We start from the raw sequence: 18,861 nt of genomic DNA, 5'->3' as shown, positions 1-18,861 counted from the left end.
GGGAATGGAATAAGGAGGAAACAGGATGGATACAATGTGTTTTACGGTTCAGGGAAAGAACGGAGAAAAGCCGCTGGAGCTGAATTATGAGAGGGTGTTTGCCATTGGATATGCAGGCAGAAACATTGAAAAGACGATGGAGCATATCAAAGAACTGGAACGGGAATTAGGCGTTCCGGCACCGAAGAAAATACCGACCATTTTCCAGTGTGGCAATTACGTTTTAACACAGGAAAAGAAACTGGAGTTTGTGGGCGAAAAGACCTGTGGAGAAGTCGAGTATGTGATTGTCATTAAAGATAAGACGATTTACATCGGATTGGGAAGCGACCACACAGACCGGGAGCTTGAGGCAGCCAGTGTTCCAAAAGCGAAACAGATTTGTGCGAAGCCGATTTGCGATACCGTTTGGGAGTACGAGGATGTCAAGGATCACTGGGATGAGATAGAGCTTCATTCCTGGCAGACATTGGATGGAACGGAAGTTTTATATCAGGAGGGAACGTTGTCAGATATTCTCCCGGTGGAAACCATCTTAAAAGAACTGGACGAGCGGGTTGGCGGAATTGATAATTGTGTGATCTTTTCCGGAACGGTGCCGGTCAAGGATGGATTCCGTTTCGGCAGTAAATTCCGCTATGAGATGGAAGATAAAAAGCTGAACCGGAAGTTATCGTCGGAGTATGAAGTGGATGTCATCAGCGAGGAGGAACGGTAATGAAAAAAGGTTGGGCAGGGACGTTCGCGGCACTTGTCTTGGGAGCAACGGTGTTGACCGGCTGCGGCAGTACATCAGACAGCGGACATATCAAGTTGAAAATAGCGACAGTTGGAAATGAGAAGCACCAGTCAACGATGGCGGCAGCGGCATTTCAGGAAAAGCTGGAGGAACTGGCAGGTGATCGGTTCGAAGTGACGATTTACCCGAGCGCGCAGCTGGGCGGTGAGCGCGAAATGGCGGAAGGCGTCAAGATTGGTTCGATAGAGCTTGCGATTGTAACAACGGATGGCGCGCTTCCAAGCTTCGTGCCGGAGACGCAGGTTCTGGCAATCCCGTATCTCTTTGCGGATAAGCAGGAAGCATACTATGTCCTGGATAATACGCTGCAGAAAGAACTGGAACCGAAGTTTGAGGCACAGGGCTTTAAACACCTGGGTTTCTGTGAGTTAGGCTTCCGTCATTTTACGAATAATAAAAAAGAAGTGACCAAGGCATCCGACATGAAGGGATTATCGATCCGCGTACAGGAGTCTCCGATCTGGTTCTCATTGGCAGATCACCTTGGATTTATTGCGACGCCGATCGCATTTAACGAGCTTTATACTGCTCTTCAGCAGGGAACCGTAGATGGTCAGGAAAACCCGATCGCGTCTATTTCCAGTTCTGCGTTTGATGAAGTGCAGAAATATATGGTTCTGGATGGTCACACATATGCGCCGGAAAGCATGATCATGAACCTTGACTTTTATAATAAACTGACCGATGAAGAGCGCGCTTGGATCGATGAGGCGGCTGAATACGCAAAAGATACACAGCGTCAGGAAGTAACGGACATGGAAGAAGAGATGCTTGCGTCGATTGAAGCGAACGGCGTAAAGGTATGCAAGGATCCAGATTTACAGTCCTTCCAGGATGCAACGGCCAGCCTGTATCAGGAACCGGCTGTAACGGCACTGGTTCCGCCGGAATTGACGGAAAAGGTAAAACAGGCGGTTGAAGAGTATAGAAATACGCATGGGAAAGAATAGGGGGATGGGAAATGTCTGGTCTGGTCGATAAGATTACAAAAGCTGTCATGGGAATCAGCGCGATTGTGGTATTTGTCATTACCTTTTTACAGGTTTTATGCCGCTTTGTTTTAAAATCTCCGCTTCCGTGGAGTACGGATATCCTGCGTTTGGCATTTACCTATCTGGTATTCTGGGGCGCTGCGTGGTGTGTGCGGGAAAAGGAACACCTGAACGTGGATGTTCTGCTGATGTCGTTTCCAGTTAAAATCCGCAAGGTGGTGGAACTGGGAATTGACCTGGTATTGTCTCTCTTTTTCATTTTTATGATTGTATTTGGAATTAAATTCTGTGCGTTTGGATGGACGCAGACGACTTCCTATCTGCCGATTCCAATGAGTGTTTACTATGCAAGTATTCCAAGTGCCGGAGCGATTATGCTGTTCTATATGATTAAAAATATGGCAGAGCAGCTGAAAAAGAATGATTAGGAGGGAAAGGTATGATTTATATTGTCTTATTATTTGTCTTGTTTTTAATAGGAATTCCGATCTGCTTTTCACTCGGAATGGTATCGGTGGCTGGAATTATCCAGGGAGGAACCCCGTTAATTGTTGTTATCCAGAGAATGTTCACCGGTGCTGACAGCACGGCGCTGATTGCGATTCCGCTGTTTATCCTTGCCGGAGGTCTGATGGTTCAGGGCGGTATTTCCAGAAGAATCGTCGATTTTGCCGATGCGCTGATCGGACATTTTCCAAGTGGTCTGGCACTGGTAAGTATTCTGGCGTGTATGTTCTTTGCGGCGATCACAGGTTCTGCGATCGCGGCAACCGCAGCGATCGGTGGCATTATGATTCCGATCATGCGTGAGAAAAACTATGAAGATACGTTTTCGGCTCCGTTAATCGCCTGCGGCGGTTCGATTGGACCGATCATTCCTCCGAGTATTCCACTTCTGCTATACGGAACGATGGCAGGTGTGAGCGTTGGTAAATTGTTTATCGGTGGATTTATCCCGGGCATTATCATGGGACTCGGACTGATGATTTACAGTTATTATGTAGGAAAAAAGAGACATTATGTAGGACGTGAGAAAAAGGCGAGCCGTGAGGAGAGAATCCGTACCGGAAAAGATGCCCTTCTTGCCCTGATTATGCCGATTATCATCATTGGAGGTATCTTATCTGGTATTTTTACGGCAACCGAGTCCGGCGCTATCGCGTGTGCATATGCGATTATCATCGGCGGTTTTGTTTACCGGGAGTTAAAGCCGTCCAAGATGTTTGACCTCTTTGTGGACTGTGCAAAATCAACGGGACAGGTTTTAATCGTTGTGTCCTGTGCGAGCCTGTTTACCTGGGTTATCACGGTTGCACAGGTTCCGCAGACCGTCAGCGCCCTGCTGTCCAGCACGGTCAGCAACAAATATGTATTGTTGATGATCATCAATGTGATTCTGTTAATTGCAGGCACCTTCATCGATACGACAAGCGCGCTGGTTATCTTTACCCCACTCTTCCTGCCGCTTGTTAAGGCAATGGGAATTGACCTGATCCATTTTGGCCTGGTCATGGCAGTCAACCTGACAATTGGTATGTGTACGCCTCCGCTGGGCGTGTGCCTGTTTGTATCGGGATCGATTGCCAAGGTAAGCCTGAAAGACCAGATGCGGGATTTGCTCCCTATGTTAGCAGTCCTTCTGATTGTCCTTTTGGTGATTACCTATATTCCACAGACCGTTACATTTTTACCGAATTTATTTGCATAAAATTTCTATAAAAAATCGGACGCCGCTATCATCTGGGGAGCGGCGTCTGTTGTCTGTCCGGATTCTGGCGTTTCTTGAGAAAACTTTTTCATAATCATTCCAAATTTATTCCAAATCTATCAAAAAAACCACTTGACACCCATCAAATCCCATGCTAAGATGGAGAATGCACTATTGTGGAAAACTGTGTTTTCCGGGTATTCGTATGCCCAAATGACAGTGCAGCTCCGTCAGCATGAAACAAGGCTGGTTCGGAGATGGAAAAATGCAAACCATAGAGATAGAAAGAAAACAGGGGTGAAACATCGAATGGAGAAAAGCAGGATGCGTCCGGTAAAAACCGGTAAAGGTGTAAGGATGACCTTCTCAAGACAAAAAGAAGTTCTGGAAATGCCGAATTTGATTGAGATTCAGAAAAACTCGTATCAGTGGTTCCTGGATGAGGGACTGAAAGAAGTGTTTGCTGATATCTCCCCGATCACGGATTTCGCAGGTCACTTGAGTCTGGAATTTGTGGATTTTACACTGTGTAAAAACGATATCAAATATACGATCGAAGAGTGCAAAGAGCGCGATGCGACCTATGCAGCTCCTCTGAAGGTAAAGGTAAGACTTTGCAATAAAGATAAAGATGAGATCAATGAACATGAGATTTTCATGGGTGATCTTCCACTTATGACCGACACCGGCTCCTTCGTTATCAACGGAGCGGAGCGAGTTATCGTCAGCCAGCTTGTTCGTTCCCCTGGTATTTATTATGGAATCGCGCACGATAAGATCGGTACAGAGTTATACAGCTGCACCGTTATCCCGAACCGGGGTGCCTGGCTGGAGTATGAGACAGATTCCAACGACATTTTCTACGTGCGTGTAGACCGGACCAGAAAAGTTCCTGTTACTGTTCTGATCCGTGCTCTTGGTTACGGTACTAACGCCGAGATCATTGACCTGTTCGGCGATGAGCTGAAACTGGAGAAGAGCTTCGAGAAGGATCCGTCCAACAACTACCAGGATGGTCTTCTGGAATTATATAAGAAGATTCGTCCGGGTGAGCCGCTTTCCGTAGACAGCGCAGAGAGCCTGTTAAACAGCATGTTCTTCGATCCGCGCCGCTACGATCTGGCAAAGGTAGGTCGTTATAAATTCAATAAAAAGCTTCACTTTAAGAACCGTATCGTAGGTCACGTTCTGGCTGAGGATGTGGTTGATACAACTACCGGAGAGATTCTGGCGGAGCAGGGAACAAAGGTCACCAAGGAACTTGCTACTGACATCCAGAACGCAGGCGTTCCGTTTGTATGGATTCAGGGTGAGAAGAAGAATCACAAGGTTCTTTCTAACATGATGGTAGATCTGGGCGCTTATGTGAATTTCGATCCGGAAGAAGTAGGCGTCACAGAGTTAGTATTCTATCCGGTTCTCCAGGGTATTCTGGAAGAAAATGCCGGCGCTTCTGATGAGGAGTTAAAAGAGATTATCCGCAGAGATATCCATGACCTGATTCCGAAGCACATTACGAAGGAAGATATCATCGCTTCCATCAACTACAACATGCATCTGGAAGGCGGCATCGGCAATCCAGATGATATCGACCATCTGGGCAACCGTCGTATCCGTGCGGTCGGCGAGCTGCTTCAGAACCAGTACCGTATCGGTCTGTCCCGTATGGAGCGTGTGGTACGTGAGCGTATGACAACACAGGACATGGAAGGTGTTTCTGCCCAGTCCCTGATCAATATTAAGCCGGTTACAGCAGCAGTCAAGGAGTTCTTCGGAAGTTCCCAGCTGTCCCAGTTCATGGATCAGAACAACCCGCTGTCCGAGCTGACCCATAAGAGACGTCTTTCCGCCCTGGGTCCTGGCGGTCTGTCAAGAGACCGTGCCGGATTCGAGGTACGAGATGTACACTACACACACTATGGCCGTATGTGCCCGATCGAGACACCTGAGGGACCGAACATCGGTCTGATCAACTCCCTGGCATCTTACGCACGTGTCAATGAGTACGGTTTCATCGAAGCTCCGTACCGTGTAGTAGATAAAACCGATCCGTCCAACCCGGTTGTTACGGATGAGGTTGTATACCTGACAGCAGACGAGGAAGATAACTTCGTTGTTGCACAGGCAAACGAGCAGTTAGACGAAGAAGGACACTTCGTCCACAATAACGTATCTGGTCGATTCCGTGAGGAGACCTCCGAGTTCCAGAAGAAGAAAATCGACCTGATGGACGTATCCCCGAAGATGGTATTCTCCGTAGCTACTTCCATGATTCCGTTCCTGCAGAACGACGATGCGAACCGTGCTCTGATGGGATCGAACATGCAGCGTCAGGCGGTACCGCTTCTGACCACCGAGAGAGCCGTTGTCGATACCGGTATTTCCGCGAAGGCAGCTGTTGACTCCGGTGTGTGTGTCGTTGCAAAGAATGCCGGTGTGGTTGAGCGCTCCGCTTCCAACGAGATCATCATCAAGAGAGATTCCGATGGAAACCGCGATGTATACCATCTGACAAAATTCAAGAGAAGTAACCAGTCCAACTGCTACAATCAGAAACCGATTGTATACAAGAATGACCATGTCGAAGCTGGCGAGGTTATCGCAGATGGTCCGTCCACCTGCAACGGTGAGATCGGTCTGGGCAAAAACCCGCTGATCGGCTTCATGACCTGGGAAGGCTACAACTACGAGGATGCCGTTCTTCTGTCTGAGCGTCTGGTTCAGGAGGATGTATATACCTCCGTCCATATCGAGGAATACGAGGCAGAAGCACGTGATACCAAGCTGGGACCGGAAGAGATCACAAGAGATGTTCCGGGTGTCGGCGAGGATGCACTGAAAGATCTGGACGAGCGCGGTATCATCCGCATTGGTGCAGAGGTTCGTGCCGGTGATATCCTGGTAGGTAAGGTTACTCCGAAGGGAGAGACCGAGCTGACCGCAGAAGAGCGCCTGTTACGTGCGATCTTCGGTGAGAAGGCAAGAGAGGTTCGTGATACTTCCCTGAAAGTACCGCATGGTGCATACGGTATCATCATTGATGCGAAGGTATTTACAAGAGAGAACGGCGACGAGCTGGCTCCGGGTGTAAATAAGACCGTTCGTATCTACATTGCACAGAAGAGAAAGATTTCCGTCGGCGATAAGATGGCTGGTCGTCATGGTAACAAGGGTGTCGTTTCCCGTGTACTTCCGGTTGAGGATATGCCGTTCCTTCCGAATGGCCGTCCGCTCGACATCGTACTGAACCCATTGGGCGTACCGTCCCGTATGAATATCGGACAGGTCCTGGAGATTCATTTAAGCCTTGCTGCCAAAGCACTTGGTTTTGATGTATCCACCCCGATTTTCGACGGAGCAGACGAGAAAGATATTCAGAACACTCTGGAGATGGCAAATGACTATGTCAACACCTCCTGGGAAGAGTTCGAAGCAAAATATAAAGATATTGTAGATCCGGAAGTTATGGAGTATCTGGGTACCCATCTGGAGCACAGAAAACTCTGGAAGGGCGTTCCGATCGGACGTGACGGTAAAGTCCGCCTGAGAGATGGACGTACCGGCGAATACTTCGACAGCCCGGTTACAATCGGACACATGCATTACCTGAAACTGCATCATCTGGTTGATGATAAGATTCATGCACGTTCCACAGGTCCTTACTCCCTCGTTACACAGCAGCCGCTGGGTGGTAAAGCTCAGTTCGGTGGCCAGCGTTTCGGAGAGATGGAGGTTTGGGCTCTGGAGGCGTATGGCGCATCCTACACGCTGCAGGAGATCCTGACCGTGAAGTCCGATGATGTGGTAGGTCGTGTGAAGACATACGAGGCAATCATCAAGGGCGAGAATATTCCGGAGCCGGGTATTCCGGAGTCCTTCAAGGTACTCTTAAAAGAGCTTCAGTCCCTGGGTCTGGATGTCAGAGTTCTGGCAGAAGACGGTTCCGAGATCGAGCTCAAGGAGAACATCGACGAAGGCGATACCGATCTTCGTTCCGTCATCGAGGGTGACAGCAAGCGTTACTCTCAGAATGAGTCCTTCGGCAACTACGGTTACCAGGAGCAGGAATTTAAAGATGGTGAGCTGACCGATGTAGAGCACGATGAGTATACAGCAGAGGCAGACGGCTATACGGACGATGACTATGCAGACGTTTCCGATGATAATGGATCTGACGACGAAGAATAATCGATAGGAGGGAGTACCGCTCATGCCAGAGACAAATGAAACATATCAACCATTGACATTTGACGCAATCAAGATCGGTTTGGCATCCCCTGAAAAGATTCTGGAGTGGTCTCACGGCGAGGTTAAAAAGCCGGAGACCATCAACTACAGAACATTAAAGCCGGAGAAAGACGGCCTGTTCTGTGAGAGAATCTTTGGACCGAGCAAGGACTGGGAGTGCCACTGTGGTAAATATAAAAAAATCAGATATAAAGGTGTTATCTGTGACCGCTGCGGCGTTGAGGTTACAAAAGCCAGCGTCCGCCGTGAGCGCATGGGTCATATCGAGCTTGCAGCTCCGGTTTCCCACATCTGGTATTTCAAGGGAATTCCGAGCCGCATGGGTCTGATTCTGGACATTTCTCCGAGAACTCTGGAGAAGGTTCTGTACTTCGCTTCCTATATCGTGCTGGATCCGGGACAGACCGGACTGCAGATGAAGCAGGTTCTGTCTGAGAAGGAGTACCGTGACGAGATCGAGAAATACGGTTACGGTTCTTTCCGTGTCGGCATGGGTGCCGAGGCGATTCAGGAGCTTTTAAAGGCGATCGACCTGGAGAAGGATTCTGAGGATCTGAGAAACCAGTTACAGGATGCAACCGGACAGAAGCGTGCTCGTATCATCAAGCGTCTGGAAGTCGTAGAGGCATTCAGAAATTCCGGCAACAAACCGGAGTGGATGATCATGACCGTTGTCCCGGTTATCCCGCCGGATATCCGTCCGATGGTACAGCTGGATGGCGGACGTTTCGCAACTTCCGACTTAAACGATCTGTATCGTCGTATTATCAACCGTAACAACCGTCTTGCAAGACTTCTGGAGCTCGGCGCACCGGATATCATCGTGCGCAACGAGAAACGTATGCTTCAGGAGGCAGTTGACGCATTAATTGATAATGGCCGCCGTGGCCGTCCAGTTACCGGTCCTGGCAACCGTGCCCTCAAGTCCCTTTCTGATATGTTAAAGGGTAAACAGGGACGTTTCCGTCAGAACCTTCTGGGTAAGCGAGTTGACTATTCTGGACGTTCCGTTATCGTCGTAGGACCGGAGTTAAAGATTTACCAGTGCGGTCTGCCGAAAGAGATGGCGATCGAGCTGTTTAAACCGTTCGTTATGAAAGAGCTGGTTTCCAACGGAACCGCTCATAACATTAAAAATGCAAAGAAGATGGTAGAGCGCCTTCAGCCGGAGGTTTGGGACGTTCTCGAGGATGTAATCAAAGAGCATCCGGTTATGTTAAACCGTGCTCCTACACTGCATCGTCTGGGTATCCAGGCATTCGAGCCGATTCTGGTAGAAGGTAAGGCAATCAAGCTGCATCCGCTTGTTTGTACCGCATTCAACGCCGATTTCGATGGCGACCAGATGGCGGTACATCTTCCGCTTTCCGTGGAGGCACAGGCAGAGTGCCGTTTCCTGCTGCTTTCTCCGAACAACCTGTTAAAACCGTCCGATGGTGGTCCGGTAGCCGTTCCTTCCCAGGATATGGTACTTGGTATTTACTATCTGACCCAGGAACGTCCGGGCGCCAAGGGCGAGGGTATGGCATTCAAGAGCATCAACGAGGCGATTCTTGCATACGAGAACAAGGTTGTTACCCTGCATTCCCGTGTCAAAGTAAGAGTAACCCGCACGATGCCGGATGGCACAACGAAGACTGGTATCATCGAGTCTACCGTTGGACGTTTCATCTTCAACGAGATCATTCCGCAGGATCTGGGCTTCGTAGACCGTTCCCAGAAAGAGAACGAGCTGAAACTGGAAGTTGATTTCCACGTAGGCAAGAAGCAGTTAAAGCAGATTCTGGAGAAGGTTATCAATGTCCATGGTGCAACCCAGACAGCGATCACCCTGGATGATATCAAGGCGATTGGCTACAAGTTCTCTACACGTGCAGCCATGACCGTATCGATTTCCGATATGACCGTACCGGCAAGCAAGCCGAAGCTGATTGCTGACGCGCAGGCAACGGTTGACCATATCGCAAAGAACTTCCGCCGTGGTCTTATCACAGAGGAAGAGCGTTACAAAGAAGTTATCGAGACCTGGAAGGCAACCGATGATCAGCTGACTCACGACCTGCTGACAGGACTTGACAAATATAACAACATCTTCATGATGGCTGACTCCGGTGCGCGAGGATCGGATAAGCAGATTAAACAGCTTGCTGGTATGCGAGGACTGATGGCAGATACGACCGGTCATACGATTGAACTTCCTATCAAGTCCAACTTCCGTGAGGGTCTGGACGTACTGGAGTACTTCATCTCCGCACACGGAGCTCGAAAAGGTATGTCCGATACGGCTCTGCGTACTGCCGACTCTGGTTACCTGACCAGACGTCTGGTAGACGTATCCCAGGATCTGATCGTCCGCGAGGAGGACTGCTGCTGGGATAAGCCGGAGATTCCGTATATGGAGATCAAGGCATTCATGGATGGTCAGGAGACCATCGAGACATTGCAGGAGCGTATCACAGGACGTTTCATCGCTGAGACAATCACAGACCCGGATACAGGTGAAGTGGTGATTGAGAAGAATCATATGTGTACGCCGAAGCGTGCAGCGGCTGTTATGGCAGCATTGAAGAAACAGGGCAGAGATTCCATCAAGATCCGTACCGTCCTGACCTGTAAATCCCATATCGGTGTGTGTGCGAAGTGCTACGGTGCCAACATGGCAACCGGTCAGCCGGTTCAGGTCGGTGAGGCAGTCGGCATCATCGCGGCACAGTCCATCGGTGAGCCTGGTACACAGCTGACCATGCGTACGTTCCACTCGGGCGGCGTTGCCGGTGGCGATATCACACAGGGTCTTCCGCGTGTCGAGGAGCTTTTCGAGGCACGTAAGCCGAAGGGACTTGCTATCATCGCTGAGTTCGGCGGTGTGGCAACCATCAAAGATACCAAGAAGAAACGTGAGATCATTATCACGGATAATGAGACGGGCAATTCCAAGACATACCTGATTCCTTACGGCTCCCGTATCAAGATTCAGGACGGCGCGGTTCTGGAGGCTGGTGACGAGCTGACCGAAGGTAGCGTGAACCCGCACGATATTCTGAAGATCAAGGGCGTCCGCGCCGTACAGGATTACATGATCCAGGAAGTACAGCGTGTATACCGCTTACAGGGTGTAGAAATCAACGATAAGCATATCGAGATGATCGTACACCAGATGTTAAAGAAGATTAAGATTGAGGAAAGTGGAGATTCCGACGTACTGCCGGGCGTATCCATGGATGTACTCGATTTCAACGAGATGAACGAGGCGCTGGAAGCCGAGGGCAAAGAGCCGGCGATCGGACGTCAGGTTATGCTGGGTATCACCAAGGCATCTCTGGCAACCGACTCCTTCTTATCCGCTGCATCCTTCCAGGAGACAACCAAGGTTCTGACCGAGGCTGCCATCAACGGAAAGGTAGATAAGCTGATTGGTCTGAAGGAGAACGTTCTGATTGGTAAGCTGATTCCGGCTGGTACCGGTATGAAGCGTTACCGCTCCATCAAGCTGAACACTGATGTTGAGGAAGAGGATGATATCGATCTGGCAGAGGACGACTTCAACGAGCCGGCTGAACTGGACGAGGCAGACAAGATTGTACTCAACGAGGATGAGCTGAGTGAAGAATAATTAAAAATGAAAAACGGAATCGTTTTTTGGAGATCGCCGCAGAGATGCGGCGGTCTTTTTTTGTGCCAATGATGCGCACTCGCGCGAAGCTGTAGGTTGTCGCAAGCGACCGAGCGAGACGCCCGAATGTGCCAAGGCACATTCATTCCTGCCATATCATAGACAGAAAACCGTAAGAAATAGAAGCGCGGGATTGGTTGAATCGAAGGGGAAAATCCGTTATACTTATAAAGGAAATGTTTAAAATCCAAAGTAATGTGATTGAATTGTATGAATTTAAAAAACAAATTTAACGATTTTAGACTTTCAAAACAGAAACAATTATTTAAAAAATAGAGACATTGGAAGGAGATTATATAGATGAAGAGACACAATCGGCTCAAAAAACATACACTGGGACTGGCGGCGGCTCTGCTGGTGACAGCCGGTATGTCGCAGATCGCGCTGGCAGGTGACTCGGTGTATGTCAATACGTCTTCCCTGCGCTACCGGACATCGGCGCAGATCAAGGACAATAATATCGCGGGCAATCTGTCCTACGGTCAGAAGCTGGAGCGCGTGGGAACCAGCGGGCAGTGGACGATGATTCTTTTGAATGGAAAGAAGTATTACGTTTCATCCGCCTATGTGACAAGCAAAAAACCGGCATCCGCAGGTGCTGTCCAGACAACCAGCCAGACAGCAGCGGGAGCGCAGACATCCGGCGGCACGGAGATCGCACTTTCTTCTAATTATAAATACGCAAATTATTCAAAGATCAACAGCGGAACTGCGACCCTGTACCGCTCGACTGCTTCCAACAAGAAAAATAAAGTGGTCTGCGTCAATGCCGGACATGGAACAAACGGTGGCGGAAGCGTCAAGACCCAGTGTCATCCGGATGGAAGTGCGAAAGTAACCGGCGGCACAACCGGAGCCGGTGCTACCTCAGCAGTGGCAGTTTCCAGCGGTATGACCTTTGCAGATGGAACAGCAGAGAGCAAGGTAACACTTGCTATGGCAAAGGTGCTTAAGACAAAACTTCTGAATGCAGGCTATGATGTACTGATGATCCGTGAATCAGATGATGTACAGCTGGATAATATAGCCCGTACGGTCATTGCGAATAACAACGCGGACTGTCATATAGCCTTGCACTGGGATTCAACCAGCAGCAACAAGGGTGCCTTTTTCATGAGCGTTCCAAGCAATGCAACCTACCGTGCGATGGAGCCGGTTGCCTCTCATTGGAAGCAGCACAAGCAACTGGGCGAGTCGCTGATCAGCGGCTTAAAGAGCGCGGGTGTGAAGATTTATTCCAAAGGCAGCATGGAGATGGATTTGACCCAGACTTCCTATTCAACGATTCCGAGTGTGGATATTGAGCTGGGAGATAAGGCGTCCGATCATTCGGGTGCGACGCTTGAGACGCTGGCGAACGGACTGCTGGCTGGCGTGAATACGTTCTTCGGACAGTAAAAACTGAAAGGAGGAAAGCATATGGGATTGGTGGCGTTTATTATGGCATATGCATTATTTGCGTTTATCTTTTATATTCTGCAGGTAATTGCATACTGGAAGATTTTTACAAAAGCCGGGGAAGAAGGATGGAAATCCATCATTCCAATTTACAATGGCTATGTACAGTACCGGCTGACATGGGATGTGCAGTATTTCTGGGTGGCACTGGGACTGGCGGTCGGCGGAGGTATTTTAAATTCCTTCGGCGGAATCGTGGGAGTTATCGGTTCGCTTGCGCTTCTGGGAACAGCACTCATGAATGTGGTGGCACTCTATAAGCTGGCGTGTGCCTATGGTCACGGGATAGGATTTACGATTGGTTTATTTTTCCTGAATCCGCTTTTTATGCTGATTCTTGGTTTTGGTGATTCGGAGTACATGGGACCGCAGGAGTAGCGGAAATGAAGTTCCGGGATATTTAAGATATTTTCCAGAAAAAAAAGAGTCAGATGAGACAATAGAGGGTTTTGCACTGTACCTGGCTACAGCACAAAACCCTTGTTACTGCTCACAGGTAGGCACTTTTGGAACCGAAAATGCCGTAAGAAAACGTGGTGGCAGCAGGAATTTGCCGTATTTAAATGCGAAGCCACGGCAAATTCCGTTACTGGGCACGTATGCGTGAACAGTAACAAACCCTTTATTTTACGGGAAAAATTTGCATTTTATACCTTGACAGTGCAACTCAAACTAGCTATAATAAGTAAGCGTGCAAAATTCAAGGAATTTCTGCGCGGAAATACAAGCTTAAAAAAGCAACCACAGACAATATCACAGGAGGTGAAAAGGATGCCTACATTTAACCAGTTAGTAAGAAAGGGAAGACAGACATCTGAAAAGAAATCAACAGCTCCGGCTCTGCAGAAGGGATACAACTCTTTACAGAAGAAAGCTATCAACGTTTCTGCACCGCAGAAGAGAGGCGTGTGTACAGCCGTTAAGACTGCAACACCTAAAAAGCCTAACTCTGCTCTTAGAAAAATCGCCAGAGTTCGTCTTTCCAACGGTATCGAAGTAACAAGCTACATCCCGGGTGAGGGACACAACTTACAGGAGCACAGCGTTGTTCTGATTCGTGGTGGTCGTGTAAAAGACTTACCAGGTACCAGATACCACATCATCAGAGGTACTCTTGATACTGCAGGCGTAGCCAACAGAAAACAGGCGCGTTCCAAATACGGCGCTAAGAGACCGAAAGACAAGAAATAATTTTAATTAGGTAGAAGTTCTATTAGATTTAGAATGAATGTGCCGGACTTTGATATTGATCCTGTAGGTTGCAGGGAATCATAGAACCGCGCACGAGACGCAGGTTGAACTTAGAGAGAACCTGCCGAGTAGGAAGAGAGGAAGCACCATGCTCAATGTCGCGCTGAAAGACGCGCTCGTTTCGCAGGTGCGCTTTCACACTAAGCTCGTGAGGAACCTCGCTAAGTGTTCAATGCGAGTACCTAAGATCTAATGAATGGCTCCCGCGGCTCCCCGCCGGAGCAGATATTAAGGAGGGAAGTAACGTGCCACGTAAAGGACATACTCAGAAAAGAGACGTATTAGCGGATCCGCTGTACAACAACAAGGTTGTTACTAAATTAATCAACAACATCATGCTGGACGGCAAAAAGGGCGTTGCTCAGAAGATCGTATACGGCGCGTTTGATCGTGTCGCTGCAGAATCCGGTAAGGAAGCTGTAGAGGTTTTCGAAGAGGCAATGAACAACATCATGCCGGTTCTGGAAGTTAAGGCAAAACGTATCGGTGGTGCTACCTATCAGGTACCGATCGAGGTTAAGCCGGAAAGAAGACAGGCTCTTGCACTTCGCTGGATCACTCTGTACTCCCGTAAGAGAGGCGAGAAGACTCAGGAAGAGAGACTGGCAAAAGAGATTCTGGATGCAGCTAACAACACTGGTGCATCTGTGAAGAAGAAAGAAGATATGCATAAGATGGCAGAGGCTAACAAGGCATTTGCTCATTACAGATTCTAATAGGAGGAAAAAGCTTTGGCTGGAAGAGAATATCCGTTAGAGAGAACCAGAAATATTGGTATTATGGCTCATATCGATGCTGGTAAGACTACCACTACTGAGCGTATTCTGTATTATACTGGTGTTAACTATAAGATCGGTGATACTCATGAAGGTACTGCTACCATGGACTGGATGGCTCAGGAGCAGGAGAGAGGTATTACCATCACTTCTGCAGCGACAACCTGTCACTGGACTCTGCAGGAAAACTGCAAACCGAAACCAGGCGCTCTGGAGCATCGTATCAACATCATCGATACTCCAGGACACGTTGACTTCACGGTTGAGGTTGAGCGTTCCCTGCGTGTACTGGACGGTGCTGTAGGTGTATTCTGTGCTAAGGGTGGTGTAGAGCCGCAGTCTGAGAACGTATGGCGTCAGGCTGATACCTACAATGTACCGCGTATGGCATTCATCAACAAGATGGATATCCTGGGTGCAAACTTCTATGGCTGTGTAGAGCAGATCAAGACCAGACTTGGTAAGAATGCTATCTGTTTACAGCTTCCGATCGGCAAGGAAGATGATTTCAAGGGAATTATCGACCTGTTCGAGATGAAAGCATACATCTACAATGATGATAAGGGTGAGGACATCAGCATCCTTGATATCCCGGAGGATATGAAGGATGACGCTGAGCTTTACCACACCGAGCTGGTAGAGAAGATCTGCGAGCTGGATGATGATCTGATGATGGCATACCTTGAGGGTGAAGAGCCGTCTGTAGATGAATTAAAGAAAGTATTAAGAAAAGCAACCTGTGAGTGTCAGGCTATCCCGGTATGCTGTGGTACCGCATACAGAAATAAGGGTATTCAGAAGCTCCTGGATGCTATCATTGAGTTCATGCCGTCTCCGCTTGACATCCCGCCGATCAAGGGTGTTGACCTGGATGGCAACGAGACTGTAAGACATTCTTCCGACGAAGAGCCGTTCTCTGCTCTTGTATTCAAGATCATGACCGACCCGTTCGTAGGTAAGCTGGCTTACTTCCGTGTGTACTCAGGTGTTATGAACTCCGGTTCATACGTACTGAATGCAACAAAGGACAAAAAAGAGCGTGTTGGACGTATCCTTCAGATGCATGCCAACAAGCGTCACGAGCTGGAAAAGGTTTACTCCGGTGATATCGCAGCAGCGATCGGATTTAAGTTCTCCACCACAGGTGATACTATCTGTGATGAGCAGCATCCGGTAATCCTGGAGTCCATGGAGTTCCCGGAGCCGGTTATCGACATCGCTATCGAGCCGAAGACCAAAGCTGGTCAGGACAAGATGGGCGAGGCTCTTGCAAAACTGGCAGAGGAGGATCCGACCTTCCGTGCTTATACAAACAAAGAGACTGGTCAGACAATCATCGCTGGTATGGGCGAGCTCCATCTGGAGATTATCGTAGACCGTCTGCTTCGTGAGTTCCACGTTGAAGCTAACGTAGGTGCTCCGCAGGTAGCTTACAAAGAGACCTTCACAAAGGCTGTAGATGTAGACAGCAAGTATGCAAAACAGTCTGGTGGTCGTGGTCAGTACGGTCACTGTAAGGTACACTTCACTCCGATGGATCCGAACGGCGAAGAGACCTTCAAGTTTGAGTCCAGCGTTGTCGGCGGTGCTATCCCGAAAGAGTACATCCCGGCTGTAGGCGAAGGTATTGAAGAGGCTGCTAAGGCAGGTATCCTTGGCGGATTCCCGGTACTCGGCGTTCACGCTGACGTATACGATGGTTCCTACCATGAGGTCGACTCTTCTGAGATGGCTTTCCATATCGCAGGTTCCATGGCATTCAAGGATGCTATGCGTAAAGGTAACCCGGTACTGCTTGAGCCGATCATGAAGGTTGAGGTAACCATGCCGGAAGAGTATATGGGTGATATCATCGGTGATATCAACTCTCGTCGTGGTCGTATCGAGGGTATGGAAGACATCGGCGGCGGCAAGCTGGTTAAGGCTTATGTTCCGCTGGCAGAGATGTTCGGTTATTCTACCGACCTTCGTTCCAGAACTCAGGGACGTGGTAACTACTCCATGTTCTTTGAGAAATATGAGCAGGTTCCGAAGAGCGTTCAGGAGAAAGTTCTTGCTGGAAAAGCTGAGAAATAATTAAAAATGTAACTATATTGCCTTTTCCGGGCAGATAACTGCCCGGAAAAGCAATATTAGGCTTGAAAAAACGGCTCTAATCGAATATAATTAGAGTCAGCCTAACATAAATTGAGATACCCGTATTGGGTGTAAATTAAGGAGGACGTCTTAAAATGGCAAAAGCAAAGTTTGAAAGAACTAAACCGCATTGTAACATTGGTACTATCGGACACGTAGACCATGGTAAAACAACCCTGACAGCAGCTATCACAAAAGTTCTGGCTGCAAGAGTAGCTGGTAACACAGCTGAGAACTTCGAGGATATCGATAAAGCTCCGGAAGAGAGAGAGCGTGGTATTACTATCTCTACTGCACACGTTGAGTATCAGACAGAGAAGAGACATTACGCACACGTTGACTGCCCAGGACATGCTGACTACGTTAAGAACATGATCACTGGTGCTGCTCAGATGGATGGCGCTATTCTGGTTGTAGCTGCTACCGATGGTGTTATGGCTCAGACAAGAGAGCACATCCTGCTTTCCCGTCAGGTAGGCGTACCGTACATCGTAGTATTCATGAACAAGTGCGATATGGTAGACGATCCGGAGCTGCTTGAGCTGGTTGAGATGGAGATCAGAGACCTGCTGAACGAGTACGAGTTCCCGGGCGATGACACACCGATCATCCAGGGTTCTGCTCTGAAGGCTCTTGAAGATCCGAACGGCGAGTGGGGCGACAAGATCATGGAGCTCATGGACGCTGTAGATTCCTACATTCCGGATCCGGTACGTGCTACTGATAAGCCGTTCCTGATGCCAATCGAGGACGTATTCACCATCACAGGTCGTGGTACTGTTGCTACCGGCCGTGTTGAGCGTGGTACTCTGAAACTGAACGATGAGGTTGAGATCGTTGGTATTCACGAGGAGACTCGTAAGACTGTTGTAACTGGTATCGAGATGTTCCGTAAGCTGCTTGATCAGGCTGAGGCTGGTGATAACATCGGTGCTCTGCTTCGTGGTGTTCAGAGAACTGACATCCAGCGTGGTCAGTGTCTGGTTAAACCGGGCTCTGTAAAATGCCATAAGAAATTTACTGCTCAGGTTTACGTTCTGACAAAAGACGAGGGTGGTCGTCATACTCCGTTCTTCAACAACTATCGTCCGCAGTTCTACTTCAGAACCACTGACGTAACAGGCGTTTGTGAGTTACCGGCTGGTACCGAGATGTGTATGCCGGGCGACAACGTAGAGATGACTGTAGAGCTGATTCATCCGGTAGCTATGGAGCAGGGTCTTCGTTTCGCTATCCGTGAGGGCGGCCGTACAGTAGGATCTGGTAGAGTTGCTACTATCATTGAGTAATCAATGAATTAAACAAAGGTGCTTCTTGTATGCGCAGCAGGCAAGAAGATGTACCGTATATATATAATATAAAGTCGCTTCCAGGAAGCGCATTGTGTCCAGACGTAAGAGATACCCCGGAACCGTAAGGTTTCCGGGGTTTTTCTGTTGTTTCATAGGAAATTGCGTTCTATGAAACAACAAACGCTCCGCGAGGATGCGTACTCGCGCGAAGCAGAAACATGTCGCAAGCGACCGCGCGAGACGCCCGAATGTGTCAAGGTACATTCTTTTTCACAGAATTTCAGCCTTTTACGCATTGTCGGTTGCCAGAAGTCCGGCGGCACGCAGGTTGGCAAGAAGTTCATTGAAGCGTTCAACGACATCTTCAGCACTTGTTGCATCTGCGACGGGAGCAGCGGCGGTGACGATGGCGGCGGGACCGGTAGGACCCGTTGCGCCGGTAGGACCCTGTGCGCGGTAGCTCCTGTAGCGCCGGTAGGACCCGCAGCGCCGGTAGGACCGGTTGCGCCAGTCGGCCCCGCAGCGCCG

At 49.0% G+C, this 18,861-nt stretch carries 12 protein-coding genes and 1 pseudogene; 12 read left to right on the top strand and 1 reads right to left on the bottom strand.

The annotated features are described in order from the left end of the window. The first annotated feature begins 25 nt into the window (after positions 1–25). From DWX91_RS09465 to tuf, 12 genes are all read left to right on the top strand, one after another. Positions 26–718, top strand: coding sequence for a DUF2848 family protein (locus DWX91_RS09465; protein WP_118469155.1), 693 nt, complete (start codon positions 26–28; stop codon positions 716–718). Then, entirely contained in the window at positions 718–1,749 is a 1,032-nt protein-coding gene (dctP, locus tag DWX91_RS09460) for a TRAP transporter substrate-binding protein DctP (protein ID WP_118469153.1), read from the top strand. Before DWX91_RS09465 ends, dctP begins: the two co-directional genes overlap by 1 nt. A gap of 11 nt (positions 1,750–1,760) precedes the next feature. Next, on the top strand, positions 1,761–2,219 hold the full coding sequence (locus DWX91_RS09455; protein WP_118469151.1) for a TRAP transporter small permease: 459 nt from the start codon (positions 1,761–1,763) through the stop codon (positions 2,217–2,219). An 11-nt stretch (positions 2,220–2,230) separates the two neighbouring features. Next, the gene (locus DWX91_RS09450) at positions 2,231–3,499 is read left to right on the top strand and encodes a TRAP transporter large permease (protein WP_118469150.1); all 1,269 of its coding nucleotides are present in this window, start codon (positions 2,231–2,233) and stop codon (positions 3,497–3,499) included. Positions 3,500–3,808: 309 nt separating this feature from the next. Continuing rightward, positions 3,809–7,687 carry a DNA-directed RNA polymerase subunit beta gene (locus DWX91_RS09445; protein ID WP_107000677.1) on the top strand — a complete coding sequence of 1,293 codons (3,879 nt, stop codon included), beginning with the start codon at positions 3,809–3,811 and terminating at the stop codon, positions 7,685–7,687. 22 nt (positions 7,688–7,709) lie between these two features. Then, positions 7,710–11,360 (top strand): DNA-directed RNA polymerase subunit beta', encoded by a 3,651-nt coding sequence (gene rpoC / locus DWX91_RS09440; RefSeq protein ID WP_107000676.1) that lies wholly within the window; start codon positions 7,710–7,712, stop codon positions 11,358–11,360. 360 nt (positions 11,361–11,720) lie between these two features. Next, positions 11,721–12,818 carry an N-acetylmuramoyl-L-alanine amidase gene (locus DWX91_RS09435; RefSeq protein WP_118471398.1) on the top strand — a complete coding sequence of 366 codons (1,098 nt, stop codon included), beginning with the start codon at positions 11,721–11,723 and terminating at the stop codon, positions 12,816–12,818. A gap of 21 nt (positions 12,819–12,839) precedes the next feature. Then, complete coding sequence (locus tag DWX91_RS09430) at positions 12,840–13,256, top strand: DUF5684 domain-containing protein (protein WP_022358471.1); 417 nt, start codon at positions 12,840–12,842, stop codon at positions 13,254–13,256. Between the two features lie 393 nt (positions 13,257–13,649). After that, entirely contained in the window at positions 13,650–14,069 is a 420-nt protein-coding gene (rpsL, locus tag DWX91_RS09425; protein WP_022358472.1) for a 30S ribosomal protein S12, read from the top strand. A gap of 305 nt (positions 14,070–14,374) precedes the next feature. Then, entirely contained in the window at positions 14,375–14,845 is a 471-nt protein-coding gene (rpsG, locus tag DWX91_RS09420) for a 30S ribosomal protein S7 (RefSeq protein WP_022358473.1), read from the top strand. A 15-nt stretch (positions 14,846–14,860) separates the two neighbouring features. Then, the gene (gene fusA, locus DWX91_RS09415; protein ID WP_118471396.1) at positions 14,861–16,981 is read left to right on the top strand and encodes an elongation factor G; all 2,121 of its coding nucleotides are present in this window, start codon (positions 14,861–14,863) and stop codon (positions 16,979–16,981) included. A 155-nt stretch (positions 16,982–17,136) separates the two neighbouring features. Next, a complete protein-coding gene (gene tuf / locus DWX91_RS09410) occupies positions 17,137–18,330 on the top strand; it encodes an elongation factor Tu (RefSeq protein ID WP_107000672.1) in 1,194 nt (397 codons plus the stop codon). A 291-nt stretch (positions 18,331–18,621) separates the two neighbouring features. On the opposite strand, the pseudogene DWX91_RS16930 reads toward tuf, so the two are convergent. Next, positions 18,622–18,861: pseudogene (locus DWX91_RS16930) on the bottom strand (hypothetical protein); the annotation flags it as partial.

It is taken from the genome of Clostridium sp. AF22-10 (assembly GCF_003478725.1).
GTDB classification, from domain to species: domain Bacteria; phylum Bacillota; class Clostridia; order Lachnospirales; family Lachnospiraceae; genus Otoolea; species Otoolea fessa.
The sequence above is the reverse complement of the archived record's forward strand: the minus strand, read 5'-3'. Positions and strand labels throughout refer to the sequence as shown.